The sequence below is a fragment of the Erythrobacter sp. JB2-19 genome, assembly GCF_057365005.1.
In genome coordinates this window covers 2,904,881-2,918,798 of the sequence record NZ_CP200290.1, presented here as the reverse complement: position 1 = coordinate 2,918,798, position 13,918 = coordinate 2,904,881, and the positions used below count along the sequence as shown (strand labels likewise).

The following is a 13,918-nucleotide window of genomic DNA, read 5'->3' as shown; positions in this document are numbered from 1 at the left end:
ATCAATTCGCCTTTGGGTCAAGAATGTCTGTTTCGGGAAAGCCAATCAGGCTGAGCGAGGCGTAGCCGGCGTCCAGAATGCGTTCTGGTTCGGATGAGAGGCGCGCTGAAGTGAAGGCACCGTGGAGCAATTGAGTAAGCGTACGCCCCAGCATCTTTGGATCGCCTGCTGCATGGCCAGAAGCAATGGCATCCGCCGCGATTTCGCGCATATGCGCCTCGACCGCGTCGAATATGCGCGCCGCCTCAACGCGCACTTCTGGCATGTCCTGGCCAAGTTCCAGCGCGAGGCCAACAATAGGGCAGCCGTGCACATCGCCCTCTTCTTCGCAAAGTTCAGCATGCACGCTGTAGATATGGTAATAAATACCTGCGAGGCGGGCCTCCGGCGCTGCATTGTGCTCCGCGCTGGACTGGAAAACCATCTCCAGAGTGGCGGCTCCATGCTGTTTGACAACGGCGAGGGCTAAATCACGCTTGTCGGCGAAATAGCGATAGATGGTGGCTTTGTTGACTTCCGCTGCGCTGGCCACCTCGTCGACGGCAACGCCGTGGAAATTGCGGCGCCAGAACAGGCCGGCGGCAACAGAGACGATGTGGGCGCGGGTGCGCTCACCACGAGTGGCAAAGACCTGAACATTCATAAGTAACCGTTTAGTTCGGTTGGAGGCAGGCTGCCAGTGTTGAGCTGCGACTTGAGGTTGCAGAAGCGCTCAGCTCCCGGGGCCAACCGCCGGGCTTTGACGATTGCGCGCGCTTTCATTCCGCTCATATTCATGCTTTTGGCGGCAACCCTATCCCGGAGCTGTTTGGGAGGGCGCGTGATCCATTTCGAAAAGTGTTTGCGGGCAGGGTTTGCTCACGTCTGGCCATTTGTCCTGGCACTTGTGTGTTTCATGCCACCGCCCGCAGCCGCTCAATCCCGCAGCGAACCCTTGGCGCAGCTGACCCTTGGGCAGATTGAGGCGCAGATTCAGGCCGGCGATCTGGGTAAGATCCGGGCGCTGTCTGCTGAGCAGCACGGCGAAACTGTCTATCGCAAGCGCTTTGACAAAGGCGAACTGGGCGACCGGGTTGATATTAAATCGGCTGGTAAATCGATAACGGCGCTCGCCGTGGGAGCGGCGATTGCTGATGGAAAGCTCGCCGGGGTTGATGTGAAAGTCTGGCCTTTTCTCGGTTCGCCGCGCGAAGGGGCGCACGTTGCGATAACCATTGGCGACCTACTATCGATGTCATCCGCGCTTGATTGCAACGATTGGAAGCGCCGTTCGCCGGGTCAGGAAGAAAGGATGTATCGCACACGCATCTGGCGCGATTTCGCGCTCGGCCTGCCCGCGCGCGAATACACTCGTGATGCAGACGGCGACGGACCATTTTCCTACTGCACGGCGGGGGTGTTCCTGCTGGGTCAGGTGGTGGAGAAGGCGGTGGGCGAGCGGTTCGATCTGTATGTCCAGCGGCGGTTGTTTGATCCACTGGGGATCGAGGGCGCAGACTGGCGGCGCTCACGCAGCGGCGAGGTGCAATCCGGCGGCCAGCTGACGATCAGCGATACCGCCTTGCTCAAGATCGGCCGGATGGTGCTGAACATGGGAGTTTGGGAGGGCGAGCGGATTGTCCCGCGCGAATGGATCAAATCCATGCTGACCCCGCGCCATCAACTCGGCGAACATGTCTATTATGGCAGGTTGTGGTGGGCGATGCCGCTGCGCTCGTCGCGCGGGTTTGAAGCGGCGTGGATGATGAAGGGCAATGGCGGCAATATCGTCGCCGTGGTGCCGAACATGGACGCTGTGCTGGTTGTTCAGACCGAGAATTACAACAAGAGCAATGCCGAGCGCCGGGCGTTTATGGCCCTCACCGCTTTGCTAAAGAGCCTGCCAGTTCCGGAGAAATAGCTGCCAGTCGGCCCTGTCGACGCGATGCGCCGCAATGCCAGGTCAGAGCCCCGGGCTACTGCAGTGTCATAATCTCTTCGCCGCCATCGCCGTGGCCAAAGAATTGCATCAGCTGGATCAGCAGTTCGCACCGCGCATGGATATTCTCAGCCTCAAGCAATGCTTGCTTGGACGCGGGATCAAACGGCGCGATTTGCGAGACGCCATTGATGAGCGAGAAATCATCGAGCCGTTCGACCGAATCCCAATCAACGCTGTAACCCTGAGCGCTGGCGAACCGGCGGGCCTCTTGTTCAAAGCCTGCGCGCTCAATCGCGCTAAGCACGTCGTTCTCGTCATCTTCGATCAGCTCGCCTTCGACCTGGCGAAAGGCGGTGGCGACATCCAATTCGCGGATCAGCTTAAAGCGGGCCTCGCCCTCAAGGATCAGGTTGTAGCGGCCATCCTCCATCGCCTCGACTTCACCAATGCGCCCGACGCAGCCGATCGTATAAAGCGGCGCGCCGTCGATTGAACGTTGCGGCTGGATCAGAGCGATCTTGCGGTCCCGCACCAAGGCATCACCCACCAGCGAGCGATAGCGCGGCTCAAAGATATGCAGCGGCAATTGCAATCCTGGAAACAGGATCGCGCCGGGCAGGGGGAAGATGGAGAGGCGGGTGGTCATGCTATGCTTAGCCGAACAGGATCTTTGACAGGCGGCGGCGAGTGGCGACAACCCATTCGTCTTCCAGGCCGGTGGCTTCAAAGATTTGCAGCAGCTTGGCTTTCGCTGCGCCATCGTTCCATTCGCGGTCAGCGGTGACCATGGCGAGCAGCGTGTCAGCCGCGGTATCGCGCTCTCCGCCCGCAAATGCTGCCTCGGCATAGGCCAATTGCGCATCCATATCCTCTGGTGCGGCCTTGGCGGCGCTTTGCAGTCCGGCAAGCTCGCTGTCGTCAATCTGCGTTCCGGCAAGATCGAGCGCGCTTCTGGCCGCTGCAATCGCTGGGTCTTTCGCCAGGCTCTCGTCTTCTTCGATCGCAGCCAAAACCTGGCCGGCTTCCTCGGTCTTGCCCAATTGGATGAGCGCACGGACCAGGCCGGAATGCGCAATCGCATGGCCGGGCGCAAATTCGGTGATCTGAGCAAACATGCCCGCCGCACGGTCTGCATCGCCTTCCATCAGCGATTGCTCCGCCATGCCGATGGCTTGCTCGATTTCTTCTGGCGTAGGGCCTTGCGGTTCGCCATCGGCCGCGTCTGCCTGGATTGGCAATTGCGAGAGCAGTTGATCAAGCGCACCCTTTAGCTGCGATTCGCTACGCGCGCTGGTCAGGTCGGCAACCGGCTGACCCTGAAACATCGCATAGACAGTCGGGATCGATTTGACCTGAAACTGACCGGCGATGAATTTCTCTTCATCGACGTTGAGCTTCGCCAGCACCACACCCTTGTCGGCGTATTCAGCGGCGACTTTTTCCAGCATCGGGGCCAGCGCCTTGCACGGCCCACACCATTCCGCCCAAAAGTCTAGGATCACCAGTTTCGTCTGTGACGGCTCGACCACTTCGGTGCGGAACCGATCAACCGCCTTTTGCTCTTCAAGATTGAGACCCATGCTGGCCAAGGGGTTTGCTCCTGTTTGTGCCGCGCGTATGCGCGCAATTGCTGTGACACCACGCAATGTGGGGCGCGCGGCGATGAATGTGAAGGTCTGAGTTTTGCTGGTGCGGGCGCGTTTGGCAATCGGTCAGTTGCCAAATCATGAGACTTTTTGCGGCAAATGACTTTTAGACTTGCAGGCCTGCGTGCTCGCTGCTAGCTGCCCACCTCCCCGGCGAGGAATAGCGAATCTATCGCATCCACGCAGAGCGTCAGTGAGCGGGCGTAGCTCAGGGGTAGAGCACAACCTTGCCAAGGTTGGGGTCGGGCGTTCGAATCGCCTCGCCCGCTCCATTTTCTCTTTAAAATCAATGCTTTTGCATGTCGCCGTTTTCTCGGAGGCTGAATTCGTGCATGTTCGGATCATATTCGGATATCCGAATTCTAGGGGAATTCGTTGGGGGTTGATAATGTCATGACACCGTCTGAAAAATCAGATTCGGACGACCAAGCTCTGGTCAACTCGGAAAAAACCACTCTCGTTTCGAGGACTTTTAAGGACGGAGCTATCTATCTCTACATCCGTGGGGACTACAAAAAGCCAACATGGTTCTGTCGGCTGAAGGTTCCCGGTCGACGAGGATATATCAACCGATCCACCCGAACGACTGACGAACACGAAGCCTACAAGTTTGCTGATGATCTTTATCACAAGGAACTGGTGAGGATTCTGAGTGGTCCTGAACAACAAGGACAAAGGATCGGAAAGGCTATCGATGAATACGTCGATAGATTCGACAGTCAGCGTTCGGCGCTGTCCATCCACTACAAGTTGCTATTGATTGATAGGTGCCGATCATTTCTGGAAAAAAAGACCTTCGATCAGCTCGACACCAGAACGATCACCCAGCTCTACGATGAGCTATCGAAACAATCGACCAAGGGTTCGCTGTCTGAAAATTCGATCAAGCGGATTCAATCCGACCTCAGACACTTTCTGAACTGGTGTATTGAAGCAGGCTTCATCGACGAGCTTCCGAAATTTCCTCGAATTAAAACCCAAGCCTCAAGACGTCCTCATTTCGATTCTCAAGCGTGGAGAACGCTGGTTCGACATCTTCGGGAGTTCATCAAGGTAACGAACGGAAAGACCCTCAGAGACCGTTCTATGCTGAGGGACTATGTTCTGATCCTCGGCAATACTGGCATCCGTGTCGGTGAAGCTCATGGATTGAAATGGAGGGATATCCGAGAGGAACTTGGAGACGGTGAAGGGGAGTCGTTCGTCGTTCTGACGGTTCGAGGAAAGACGGGAGTACGAGAGGTCGTGGCTCGGAACACAGATGTGAAAAAGTACTTTCGAAGATTACTCGAACTTCGAACGGAGGAGCTCTCGAATATCAATGGGACGAAGACTGAACCTTCCCCAGACAGTTATATCTTCAGCCACCCGGACGGAAGACCAATCAAGAGCTTCAAGAAGTCGTTCAATTCCCTGATCCGATCAGCAGGGGTTGAATTTGACTCGTTCGGTGACAAGCGGACGGTTTATTCCCTCAGACACACATATGCCACCTTCAGGCTTCTCGAAGGAACCAACCACTACGCTTTAGCTCAGAATATGGGGACCTCAGTGTCGATGTTGGAAAAGCACTATGGTCACACGACAAACGTCTCGGCAGCTGAAGAGCTGACCAAGTCACGGACTCGTTCTCATGGTCGGAGAAGCTCCTCCAGTTCCGGGAAGAAGACTGAATTTGGTTGGTTGACCAACTGAGCCGTTGTCTCACCACAGTTTCAAAGGGACTTCCAGCAATCATCAAAGGAGGAACCCAATGAAACTCAAGTTCACATCAAAAAGCCGTCCGAAGACTGTCTCTCCAGAAGTTCAACGTCGTGGGCGGTTGGTCCATCGGATCGACCAGCAGATTGGTTATGTTCGGCAGATCATCGAAGGACAAAGGCCGCGAGCAGCTTGGCTATGGATGTCAGCTGAGGGAACATATTACCTTCCGATCAAATACGGGAAGCAAGTGATCGAACTCCAAAAGGGAATGGTCTCCATCGAATGCCAGAACCTTGATGAAGTCGAACATGCTCTTTGTGAGGTTCGTGGAATGGTCCTCGCTGGTAAGCTAGACGATCAACTCGAAGCGGCTTCATCGGCCATCCGAGAGAAGTTCAAGAAGGGATGAACCCGCTACATTCTGATTGACCCTTAGAAGGCAATCTCTGACTGATACTGGTCCTTCAATTGGTCGTATATCACCTTGTCGATCATGATCGGGACGGACTCGCGGCCAGCCACATAAGAGCCAAGCTGATAGTCACTGGTATAGGCCACGATCATCGTGGCCTTGCCGACGCTACTGCTTCCGTCCCTAGCTAAGACCAACGCAGTCTCCTCTATGTTGGGACACTCGATTTCCGGCCAGTCAAGTTCTCGATTTCTCTGTAGGTTTTGACAAAAGGCCCTTTGAAGAACCGGTCGAACGGTTGACCAGGTTTTAAACAGGTCGCCAAACCTCAGCTGTTCTTGGGTCAGCAAATCGAAGTGATAATCACCAACATAGACGACGCCGTGTGCGCCCCCATGATATTGATCCTGTCTGACCAACGAGGATAGCAGCCGCCTTCCCTTGAACATTACTTCAACAGTAGTGTCATCCCAGCAATCCATACCCTCATCACATGGGTCTCCGTATTCTTCAAATGCCGCTGTCGTTTGAGAACCATGCTCAGCTTCGATCATCTTCCAAGCCCAAAGCGCCGAGTCGAATTGCCTATCGCCTGTCAAAGTTGGTCTGAAGCTAGACACAGGCTCATCATTGGCGGGTGCATCATCAGAGTACGATTCGCTTCCATCGGGAGACTGGGAGTTTGTAGCTACGTATGCCGATCCCGTATCTTGTTGACTGACTGGAGCTCTGTCAGATTCATCGGTCATGCTGACAATAGCGATCAGCGCCCCGATGGTGACACATGCCAGAACGAAGGCAACACCCACCTTCCAATGTGACGAAGTATCACTCGCCATTGTGGTTCTCTGACTGACCAATCCCACGATACTCGATGAGATCGGCAATACGTTCGACCTCGCTGACCAATTCAGCGTGTCGATCATGGATAGAGATAGCGATGGCGACCAAGCCCAGCCCCAAGATCATCGAGACCACGACGATGACAGCTCCAAAAACCCATAACGGGCCGGCAGCCGTATCAAACAGACCCGATCCTATTCCGCTTACGATCCCGTATGTCAGGGCGACCAAAACGAGGCCACAAATCGCGATGATCAGATAGCGGTATAGATCGACAAGAAATCTCATGAAGCAAACTCCCAACATTAAAATGCAAAAACTGCATATCCGATAACTGCATGTAAGCAAACGGCCCTCTCCAGAGACAGGCCGGAATGTCAAAGTCATTGTTTACAGAAGCGAATGAGAGGCTTGTCAAAGTCCTGATAGCCGCTCGACATTCTGCTGGTCTCCGACAGGTCGATGTTGCCGATAAGCTCAAGAAAGATCAAAGCTACATCAGCAATATCGAACGTGGACAACGCCGAGTTGATATTTTGGAATTCTATGTGCTGGCCAAGGCCATGAACGCTGATCCAGTTCAGCTATTCGCCAGCGCAATCGATACCTTTCCAGAGACCTTTGACATCTAGTTCAAGCCGAGTTTGACAGTGAGGTTTTTGATCGTCTGGGGATGAAAGCTCCCGCCCTTTGCTGTCGGTATCGAACGGTCATTCATTTGCCGAGCGATTTCAGCGAACGACATACCGCATTGAACCATAGGTTCGATTACGGGCCTTAGCTGCTCGGCAAAACTCACGGCAGCAGCCTTATGCTCGGCAGCCAGCCGCTTGCCATTTCGACCGAGAATAACTCCCCGCTCCTTGGCTACCGCTAACGCGGCCTTTGTCCGTTCAGAAATCAATCTCCGCTCCTCCTGAGCCAGAGCAGCAAATATGTGCAGCTGGAAATCGGTCGCGGTCGGCATCTCGGCAACCACGAGACGGACACCTTCATCCATGATCCGGGAGATGAAACTGACCTTCCGTGAGAATCTATCCAGCTTGGCAATTACCAGTGTTGCCGATTCTCTCTTGGCTTCGTTCAACGCTTTCCAGAGTTCAGTTCGTTCGTCCTTTGAACCCGATTGCGTTTCAACGAACTCAGCTACAAGCTCATCATCTTCCGAGAGGAAGCTATCAATCGCTGAGCGTTGAGCAGCCAGACCCAGCCCCGACCTTCCCTGCTTCGACGTTGAAACCCTAAGATAAGCGACATACCGCGTCATTGACCGTCTCCGTCAAAAGCAATCGTTGGTTTGTGTTTGACGGGTCGGACAGATTTGTTGTCTCGACAACTCGAGAAGCTTGAATATTAGCTTGTCACTAGATCCTTGAGGTTCATTATTCTTTCCTCAATCTCAGCATCAGTTACTTCGATCTGGAGTTCATCGCTAACAAACTTGAGTCGTGCCTCATTTTCTCGAATGATCTCCGACCAAGTTTTTACCCAGACCTTGAAGTTGCTTCCATCCAAGAAGAGGCCTTTCGGTCTATCTGCTGGGTTCACCCTCGCTTCGATCTCGTCCTTATGAGACCCGGAGATTACAAAGAAATTCCATGAGGTGTCGGTGCGTTTGAAATCGTCGAGATCGCGTATGGCGTTAAGGTAGTCCTCGACTTGATCCAGCTCCTTTCGCCCGATGTCGAGCGACGGTCGCTTCAGCTCTATTAGAATATACTCACGTTTCGCTGGGTCAGGATTCGGTACGCGGCGGCCTAGGAAATTGTCGACTCGGCCAGTTTTGCCATCTTTTTTCGTGACACGACGTCTAGTCTTCTTGCTGCCGAGGTCATCCGAGACGCGGTTCATAACTCTCGTCAATCCAGCTTCCGAAACCGTGATGTGGAAGTGCTCTCCAAAGAGCCAAGTGTGATCTCTGATCAGCACGTCAAGTTCGCCTCTTTCCCTGACGGTGCTCCGAAACTTTGGATTGAAGACAATTCCCTTCAGCACCTCCAAGACGACCAATCGCTCGGAAACGAGCGTTGACGCGTTGATTATGTTCCCAAGTTCTGTTTTCTTTAGCAAAGAAGAGAACTCGGATTGTTTTTTCTTCGGGAGGTTGACTACCGCTCTTAGAATCGTGGAAAGCTCGTCAGGGTTCCGCTTCACTGCCTCCTTGAGAAGTGTCAAAGTCATCTTCTGAAGCGAAGGTTCGGCTCGCTTGAAATCTCTAGAATATGATGAGACTGCATAGGTAGCTAAATCAAAGACCTGCCGCTCTCTTAGCTCGACTTTATCCTTAGGGTCGCCTTCATATGGATATGCTCCGGCATCTTTCAGGTCTTGGATAACACCAAGGGCCTTTTCGCTCTGCCGAGCACGAAAGTAGTCGCCTAGTTCAGACCTGATATGCTCCATGACCACCATGAAATCAGCGTCGTTCAGATCGTCCAATTCTAGTAAATTTTGATCCGCTAGTTCTTGAAAATAGGCGCTGTATGCATAGGCCGAATATTCGAAACCCGGTGCGGTCACGTGAGCTGGTTGCGATCCTAGGACAATGCCATCTTCTCCACCGAAATGAATCTGTCTGGCTTCAACAGTGCTGTTCCATTCGATCACTTTTAGCTTGAGATCATCAAGCTGACGGTCAGACAACTGCAGTGTGGACTGAGGTATCTCTGTCCACCGCTCGACTGTGATTGAGGGGTCTACCTTTCTGTTGTCGAACAAAATCTCTACGTCAGGATACTGCAGGATATATGGAGCGAAGATCGAGCTGAATGCCTTGAACGAGGCGATGCTCGATAGGTCATCGAATGTATCCTTAAGCCCTTTCATCGTCACGACCGTACCAGTCGCGATATGGGTCGATTCAGAGGGGTCGGAAATGTCGCATTTCTCAAGAGAATTGGCTGTTATCTTGATCTCAAAGTCCTGAAGGACTTCTTCGCCCTTCACAACGGTAGTCCAGGTGCAAGATCGTGCCAGCGAATAGAACCTGAGACGCCCACGTCCTTCTTTCCCATGGATCGCCCTTTTCAGTTCTGAAGTCCTGTGGGCTTTGCGCTTCCATGAGTCCCCGAGATTTCCGAAGTCTTCGTGCGCTTGTTTGAAGCCGATTCCGTGTCCGTTGTCGGCTATCTCAATGGCCGTGATGCCGCCAAGATCGTTTCGCGCGAATGTAACGTCTACCGTTGTCGCTTCGGCATCTAGCGAATTCCAAACGAACTCGCCTAGCGCTTTGAGTGGATCGCTGGACCTTGCTTCTCGCTCAAGATAGTCCTGCTTCGCGTGGAGGTTCAGCGTAGTCATGCGTTGAAGACTATCGAAAAACATATCAAGCTCATAGCTTAAACTCCGAGCGTTTTACGATAGACTGTACTCATACGGGCAATCCCACACAATCCGCGGATCATACTCCAAATTTGGAATGTGCTGCTTCAAAATGTCGATTGCGTTCTCGTACCACATTAGGTGTCCGCCTACCGTGAACATGTTCTCTTTGTCCCTTAGCTGAATGAAGTCTTCACCGGAGTCATATTTCTCGAAGCGAGGACAGCAATAGTCCTCTGCTTCTTCCTTTCTCGTCATTTGCCATTGGATCTCAGCATCCAGCGCCTCTTGTGCGTCTCTGATATCGCGCCTGCGTTTCTCTTCTGCTTGCTTCCGTTTCCACCAACGATTGTAACTCTGATCGAGCATTGTAACCTCATGATATATTTGAACTTTACGTAAGTTTAGAATCAAGGCCGTTCACGTGAACGGCCCTGCTTTTGCTTCTCGAATGTAAGCTGATTGAAAGGGGTCTATACCCAGCGGTCAGATCTGGTGGAGATTTTCCCAGTCGATCGATTGATCGAAGTCGGGTTTCCCACGCTGCTTGCTTATGTAGTTGATCCAGCCAATGTCTGAATCTGGTTGGACATCCACTTCGTGGTATCCATAGTCGGTCTCTGACCAGCAGAGACGGATCATGTCGTCGAATGAGACATGATCGATGTTGGTTCGTGGGCAGTCTATCACACAGTGATAGTGAAGCCGTGTGGTGTCCCCACCCTCAAGGACGGGGATGACTTGAACCCGCTTCCCATGACGGACGAAGCTGTGTCCGAAGACCCGTCTATTTAGCAGGTTCATGAAGTGCCGAAAATTCTGAACCGCTCGATAACGATCGATCCGTGAATGGACAGTCATGTGATCCAAGGTGGTCACGAACGACTGCTTCAGCGTGAGTGTCACAGAGTAGGGTTCATGAAACCTGCTGAGGTCCACGAAGGACCTGAATGCGGATTGAAACCGGGTCTTTGTGACCCGGTCTTCAGTAACGTCGTCCATATCTGAAATCGATCAGTGGACGGTTTCGTGGTTCCAATCGAATTCAGGTTCGTCTGGAGTCAGTTCGGCAATGACAAAGTGGTGAGGGTGAGAACCGACCAACCTCTCTTGAGTGTTGTCGAACAGCGATATGTTGAACACCAGTCCATTGACGATGATGATCTGAACTGTTTGGTCACCGAATCTGTATTCGAAAGCCATCCCCTCATGCTGTCCGTTAACCTCCTGATGAAAGCGGAGCTTGGATGTCGAGATTTTTGAAGGTGCAGTTGAATATGTTGTTGGCATAGGGGTGTGTAATCCGAAAAATCGAACCTCTTGTTGTTGATGATAAATGTGAGAGAGAATGTGTTTCTCTTCCACCATACAAGCAGGCATTTTTAACCGTTCAAGACCCAATCGGCATTTTCTTGAATTTTATTTCTCAAGCGGCGATCCACTGCGGGTAGGCTATTGTTTGTTATCACCGGATTGTATTCGGAATGAGGTTGATCAAATCTTATTATTATGAATCAATTATTTAGCATCGCATCGAATATTGCCAAGGTTGGGGTCGGGCGTTCGAATCGCCTCGCCCGCTCCATTACTTCATTCGACGAATGCATCGCCTATTTGGGGCAGCGCATATGGTTGGCGCGGCTTCTACACTTGCCCCTTTGAATTAGCGCGCGGCGCAGGGCGGCTTGCCTTGCTGCTCATCGGCCATTCACAGCGATTCGTCGAAGCACCAAAGATCATGCTTGCAACCATGAGCGCCTCTGCTAGTGGCGTGTTACGTTATCACATTCAATAATCTCGATCAGGGACGATCATGAAACCGACAACTTCTCATTTGGCGCTTGCCACTGTTCTTTCGCTTGGGCTGATTGCAACTCCCGCCGCCGCCCAGGCGCAAGCGGAACCAGACGCTGATCAGGCCGAGGAACGCCTCGCAGACGATCTGCACAATCGCCAAGTCGATTACGAAGGCAACATCATCGTCAGCGCCTCTGGGCTGGAGCAATTGGATGTTCTCGCCGGTACATCCGTGCTGGACGTTGAAGACATACAGAAAAACCTGAACGGGCAGATCGGCGAAGTCCTGGCCAAGTTGCCTGGCGTGTCCGCCACCAGCTTTTCTCCCGGCGCATCGCGCCCGGTTCTGCGCGGCTTCCAAGGTGAGCGCGTGCGCATTCTGGTCGACGGTCTGGGAACGGCTGATGTCTCCAACACATCTGCCGACCACGCGACTACGATTGAGCCGCTGACGACCGAGCGGATCGAGGTTCTGCGCGGCCCGGCAGTGCTTTTATTCGGCAGCCAGGCAATCGGCGGCGCTGTCAATGTGATTGATAAGCGCATTCCGCGTCGGATCCCAGATGAGGCACTGCATTTCGATGCGATTGTGGCGGCTGACACCGCCAGCGACCTGCGCAATCTTGGCGCATCACTCGACGTGCCACTGGGCAGCAATTTCGTGTTCCACGTCGACGGCAGCTATCGCAACACCAATGATCTGGAGATCGGCGGTTTCCAAATCGCACCGGAACTGCGCGATGAAATTTTCGAGCTGGCGGATGAAGAAGAAGCCGAAGGCGAGGTTGAAGAGGCCGCGGAACTGCGTGAAGCAGCCGAAGCGCGCGGCGTCATTCCCAACTCCGCAACCGAAACCTGGACCGCCAATGCCGGCCTCAGCTTTATCTCTGGTAATAACGTCTTTGGCGCGTCGATTGGCTTTTACGACACCGACTATGGTGTACCCGGTCGTCCGGGCACAGAGCACGCCGAGGGCGAAGGTGAAGAGGGAGAAGAAGGCGAGGAAGAGGGTGAGGAAATCGTCACCATCGGCCTCGAGCAATTCCGTGCAGACTTCCTTGCCGATCTCGACCTGGGCGATGGCTTTTTTGAGCGGCTGAAGGTTCGATTTGGCTATTCCGATTACACCCACACCGAATTTGAAGGCGATGAAATCGGCACCGTGTTCGATGTCGAAAGCGTAGAGGCGCGGGTTGAACTGACGCAAAGCGAAACTGGGCCGTCGCGCGGTTCGATTGGCCTGCAATACACCTACCGCGATTTCCAGGCGATCGGGGAGGAGGCCTTTGTCGCCCCGAACACCACCGATCAATTTGCGCTGTTTGCGCTGCAGGAATTCGGCCCCGGTCCCATTCAATTGGAGGCCGCCGGCCGGATCGAATTCACCGACGTCTCCTCGCAGGACCTGGGCGTCTCGCGTGATTTCACCAATTTCTCAGGCGCACTCGGTCTGGTCTACGAGGCCGACGAGGCCTTTCGCGCTGGCGTAAATGTCTCGCGCGCAGAACGCGCTCCGGCGGCGGAAGAATTGTTCGCCAATGGCCCACACATTGCGACCCAGCAGTTCGAAATTGGGGACACCACACTGTCGACCGAAAGCGCATGGGGCGTTGAAGTTTTCGCGCGGGGCCAAGTGGGTCCGGCGAAATTCAATGTCGCCGTCTACAACCAATGGTTCGACGACTACATCTTCCTCTCCGGTAATGGCGAGGAAGAGGACGGTCTGCCAGTGTTCGTCTTCCTTCAGGATGATGCGAACTATTTCGGGATCGAAGGCGACGTCCAATTCCCATTGTTCAAAACGGGCGAGATGGAATTGCTGGCGGACCTGCGCGGTTCCTACATTCAGGCAGAGCTTGACGATGGCACCGCAGTGCCACGCATTCCGCCGATTGAATTGCTGGGTGCGCTGGAGTTGCAAACTGATGCGTTTGACGCGCGCGCAGAGGTGCAATGGTTTGGCGAGCAAGACGATATCGACGCCTTTGAAACAGAAACCGATGCATTTGCGTTTGTGAATCTATCGGTGGCCTGGCGCCCTCTGCCGAGCCGTGAGAACGTAACTCTGGTGGTCGGCGTCGATAATCTGTTCGATGTTGTTGGCCGCCGGCATGCAAGCTTCACGAAGGATTTCGTGCCGCTGGCCGGGCGCAATTTGAAAGCGAACGTCCGCTTCAGCTTCTAACTTGGCCGCTTAAGCGGGAACGCAATAAAAAGGGCAGGTCAGGCGAATGCCAGGCCTGCCCTTTTTCTATGCTTCGTTTCGGCTTTGGC

The 13,918-nt window shown here is 53.7% G+C and carries 15 protein-coding genes and 1 tRNA gene; 6 read left to right on the top strand and 10 right to left on the bottom strand.

Annotation, left to right across the window (positions count from 1 at the left end; all coding sequences use genetic code 11):
* Position 1 precedes the first annotated feature (1 nt).
* Positions 2 to 643: a TetR/AcrR family transcriptional regulator gene (locus tag AC0V6O_RS13945; protein ID WP_486144931.1), complete on the bottom strand. Its 642-nt coding sequence runs from the start codon at positions 641 to 643 to the stop codon at positions 2 to 4.
* Positions 644 to 895: 252 nt separating this feature from the next.
* Between AC0V6O_RS13945 and AC0V6O_RS13940 the strand changes: the two genes are divergently transcribed.
* Complete coding sequence (locus AC0V6O_RS13940; RefSeq protein ID WP_486144929.1) at positions 896 to 1,900, top strand: serine hydrolase domain-containing protein; 1,005 nt, start codon at positions 896 to 898, stop codon at positions 1,898 to 1,900.
* 55 nt (positions 1,901 to 1,955) lie between these two features.
* Here AC0V6O_RS13940 and AC0V6O_RS13935 read toward each other — a convergent pair whose 3' ends face one another.
* The gene (locus AC0V6O_RS13935) at positions 1,956 to 2,567 is read right to left on the bottom strand and encodes an LON peptidase substrate-binding domain-containing protein (RefSeq protein WP_472639891.1); all 612 of its coding nucleotides are present in this window, start codon (positions 2,565 to 2,567) and stop codon (positions 1,956 to 1,958) included.
* Positions 2,568 to 2,574: 7 nt separating this feature from the next.
* On the bottom strand, positions 2,575 to 3,501 hold the full coding sequence (locus AC0V6O_RS13930) for a tetratricopeptide repeat protein (RefSeq protein ID WP_486145643.1): 927 nt from the start codon (positions 3,499 to 3,501) through the stop codon (positions 2,575 to 2,577).
* Between the two features lie 263 nt (positions 3,502 to 3,764).
* Here AC0V6O_RS13930 and AC0V6O_RS13925 point away from each other — a divergent pair.
* The 3 genes from AC0V6O_RS13925 to AC0V6O_RS13915 all read left to right on the top strand — a co-directional run bounded on the left by AC0V6O_RS13925 (position 3,765) and on the right by AC0V6O_RS13915 (position 5,680).
* Positions 3,765 to 3,839: transfer RNA gene (locus AC0V6O_RS13925), tRNA-Gly, on the top strand.
* Positions 3,840 to 3,960: 121 nt separating this feature from the next.
* On the top strand, positions 3,961 to 5,262 hold the full coding sequence (locus AC0V6O_RS13920) for a tyrosine-type recombinase/integrase (RefSeq protein ID WP_486144927.1): 1,302 nt from the start codon (positions 3,961 to 3,963) through the stop codon (positions 5,260 to 5,262).
* Between the two features lie 58 nt (positions 5,263 to 5,320).
* Positions 5,321 to 5,680: a hypothetical protein gene (locus AC0V6O_RS13915; RefSeq protein WP_486144925.1), complete on the top strand. Its 360-nt coding sequence runs from the start codon at positions 5,321 to 5,323 to the stop codon at positions 5,678 to 5,680.
* A 23-nt stretch (positions 5,681 to 5,703) separates the two neighbouring features.
* On the opposite strand, the gene AC0V6O_RS13910 is transcribed toward AC0V6O_RS13915, so the two are convergent.
* Together AC0V6O_RS13910 and AC0V6O_RS13905 are read right to left on the bottom strand one after the other, a co-directional pair.
* Positions 5,704 to 6,522 (bottom strand): hypothetical protein, encoded by an 819-nt coding sequence (locus tag AC0V6O_RS13910; RefSeq protein WP_486144923.1) that lies wholly within the window; start codon positions 6,520 to 6,522, stop codon positions 5,704 to 5,706.
* The gene (locus AC0V6O_RS13905; protein ID WP_486144921.1) at positions 6,512 to 6,814 is read right to left on the bottom strand and encodes a hypothetical protein; all 303 of its coding nucleotides are present in this window, start codon (positions 6,812 to 6,814) and stop codon (positions 6,512 to 6,514) included. The genes AC0V6O_RS13910 and AC0V6O_RS13905 overlap by 11 nt, the downstream gene beginning before the upstream one ends.
* Positions 6,815 to 6,900: 86 nt before the next feature.
* On the opposite strand from AC0V6O_RS13905, the gene AC0V6O_RS13900 reads away from it, so the two are divergent.
* Positions 6,901 to 7,158 (top strand): helix-turn-helix domain-containing protein, encoded by a 258-nt coding sequence (locus AC0V6O_RS13900; protein ID WP_486144919.1) that lies wholly within the window; start codon positions 6,901 to 6,903, stop codon positions 7,156 to 7,158.
* On the opposite strand, the gene AC0V6O_RS13895 is transcribed toward AC0V6O_RS13900, so the two are convergent.
* The 5 genes from AC0V6O_RS13895 to AC0V6O_RS13875 form a co-directional block, all read right to left on the bottom strand.
* The gene (locus tag AC0V6O_RS13895; RefSeq protein ID WP_486144917.1) at positions 7,155 to 7,793 is read right to left on the bottom strand and encodes a recombinase family protein; all 639 of its coding nucleotides are present in this window, start codon (positions 7,791 to 7,793) and stop codon (positions 7,155 to 7,157) included. The two genes, AC0V6O_RS13900 and AC0V6O_RS13895, sit on opposite strands and share 4 nt — an antisense overlap.
* 86 nt (positions 7,794 to 7,879) lie before the next feature.
* Entirely contained in the window at positions 7,880 to 9,826 is a 1,947-nt protein-coding gene (locus AC0V6O_RS13890) for an ATP-binding protein (protein ID WP_486144915.1), read from the bottom strand.
* Positions 9,827 to 9,880: 54 nt separating this feature from the next.
* Complete coding sequence (locus AC0V6O_RS13885) at positions 9,881 to 10,216, bottom strand: hypothetical protein (protein WP_486144913.1); 336 nt, start codon at positions 10,214 to 10,216, stop codon at positions 9,881 to 9,883.
* Positions 10,217 to 10,333: 117 nt separating this feature from the next.
* The gene (locus tag AC0V6O_RS13880; RefSeq protein WP_486145641.1) at positions 10,334 to 10,708 is read right to left on the bottom strand and encodes a hypothetical protein; all 375 of its coding nucleotides are present in this window, start codon (positions 10,706 to 10,708) and stop codon (positions 10,334 to 10,336) included.
* A 153-nt stretch (positions 10,709 to 10,861) separates the two neighbouring features.
* Positions 10,862 to 11,215, bottom strand: coding sequence for a hypothetical protein (locus AC0V6O_RS13875; RefSeq protein WP_486144911.1), 354 nt, complete (start codon positions 11,213 to 11,215; stop codon positions 10,862 to 10,864).
* A 445-nt stretch (positions 11,216 to 11,660) separates the two neighbouring features.
* On the opposite strand from AC0V6O_RS13875, the gene AC0V6O_RS13870 reads away from it, so the two are divergent.
* Positions 11,661 to 13,829, top strand: a complete 2,169-nt coding sequence (locus tag AC0V6O_RS13870; RefSeq protein ID WP_486144909.1) for a TonB-dependent receptor — start codon at positions 11,661 to 11,663, stop codon at positions 13,827 to 13,829.
* Positions 13,830 to 13,918: the final 89 nt, after the last annotated feature.

What these genes read in the sequence shown, in the direction of transcription:
- AC0V6O_RS13945 (WP_486144931.1), bottom strand. Translation starts at nt 643, where the DNA reads ATGAATGTTCAGGTCTTTGCCACTCGTGGTGAGCGCACCCGCGCCCAC.
- AC0V6O_RS13940 (WP_486144929.1), top strand. Translation starts at nt 896, where the DNA reads ATGCCACCGCCCGCAGCCGCTCAATCCCGCAGCGAACCCTTGGCGCAG.
- AC0V6O_RS13935 (WP_472639891.1), bottom strand. Translation starts at nt 2,567, where the DNA reads ATGACCACCCGCCTCTCCATCTTCCCCCTGCCCGGCGCGATCCTGTTT.
- AC0V6O_RS13930 (WP_486145643.1), bottom strand. Translation starts at nt 3,501, where the DNA reads ATGGGTCTCAATCTTGAAGAGCAAAAGGCGGTTGATCGGTTCCGCACC.
- AC0V6O_RS13920 (WP_486144927.1), top strand. Translation starts at nt 3,961, where the DNA reads ATGACACCGTCTGAAAAATCAGATTCGGACGACCAAGCTCTGGTCAAC.
- AC0V6O_RS13915 (WP_486144925.1), top strand. Translation starts at nt 5,321, where the DNA reads ATGAAACTCAAGTTCACATCAAAAAGCCGTCCGAAGACTGTCTCTCCA.
- AC0V6O_RS13910 (WP_486144923.1), bottom strand. Translation starts at nt 6,522, where the DNA reads ATGGCGAGTGATACTTCGTCACATTGGAAGGTGGGTGTTGCCTTCGTT.
- AC0V6O_RS13905 (WP_486144921.1), bottom strand. Translation starts at nt 6,814, where the DNA reads ATGAGATTTCTTGTCGATCTATACCGCTATCTGATCATCGCGATTTGT.
- AC0V6O_RS13900 (WP_486144919.1), top strand. Translation starts at nt 6,901, where the DNA reads ATGTCAAAGTCATTGTTTACAGAAGCGAATGAGAGGCTTGTCAAAGTC.
- AC0V6O_RS13895 (WP_486144917.1), bottom strand. Translation starts at nt 7,793, where the DNA reads ATGACGCGGTATGTCGCTTATCTTAGGGTTTCAACGTCGAAGCAGGGA.
- AC0V6O_RS13890 (WP_486144915.1), bottom strand. Translation starts at nt 9,826, where the DNA reads ATGACTACGCTGAACCTCCACGCGAAGCAGGACTATCTTGAGCGAGAA.
- AC0V6O_RS13885 (WP_486144913.1), bottom strand. Translation starts at nt 10,216, where the DNA reads ATGCTCGATCAGAGTTACAATCGTTGGTGGAAACGGAAGCAAGCAGAA.
- AC0V6O_RS13880 (WP_486145641.1), bottom strand. Translation starts at nt 10,708, where the DNA reads ATGACTGTCCATTCACGGATCGATCGTTATCGAGCGGTTCAGAATTTT.
- AC0V6O_RS13875 (WP_486144911.1), bottom strand. Translation starts at nt 11,215, where the DNA reads ATGGTGGAAGAGAAACACATTCTCTCTCACATTTATCATCAACAACAA.
- AC0V6O_RS13870 (WP_486144909.1), top strand. Translation starts at nt 11,661, where the DNA reads ATGAAACCGACAACTTCTCATTTGGCGCTTGCCACTGTTCTTTCGCTT.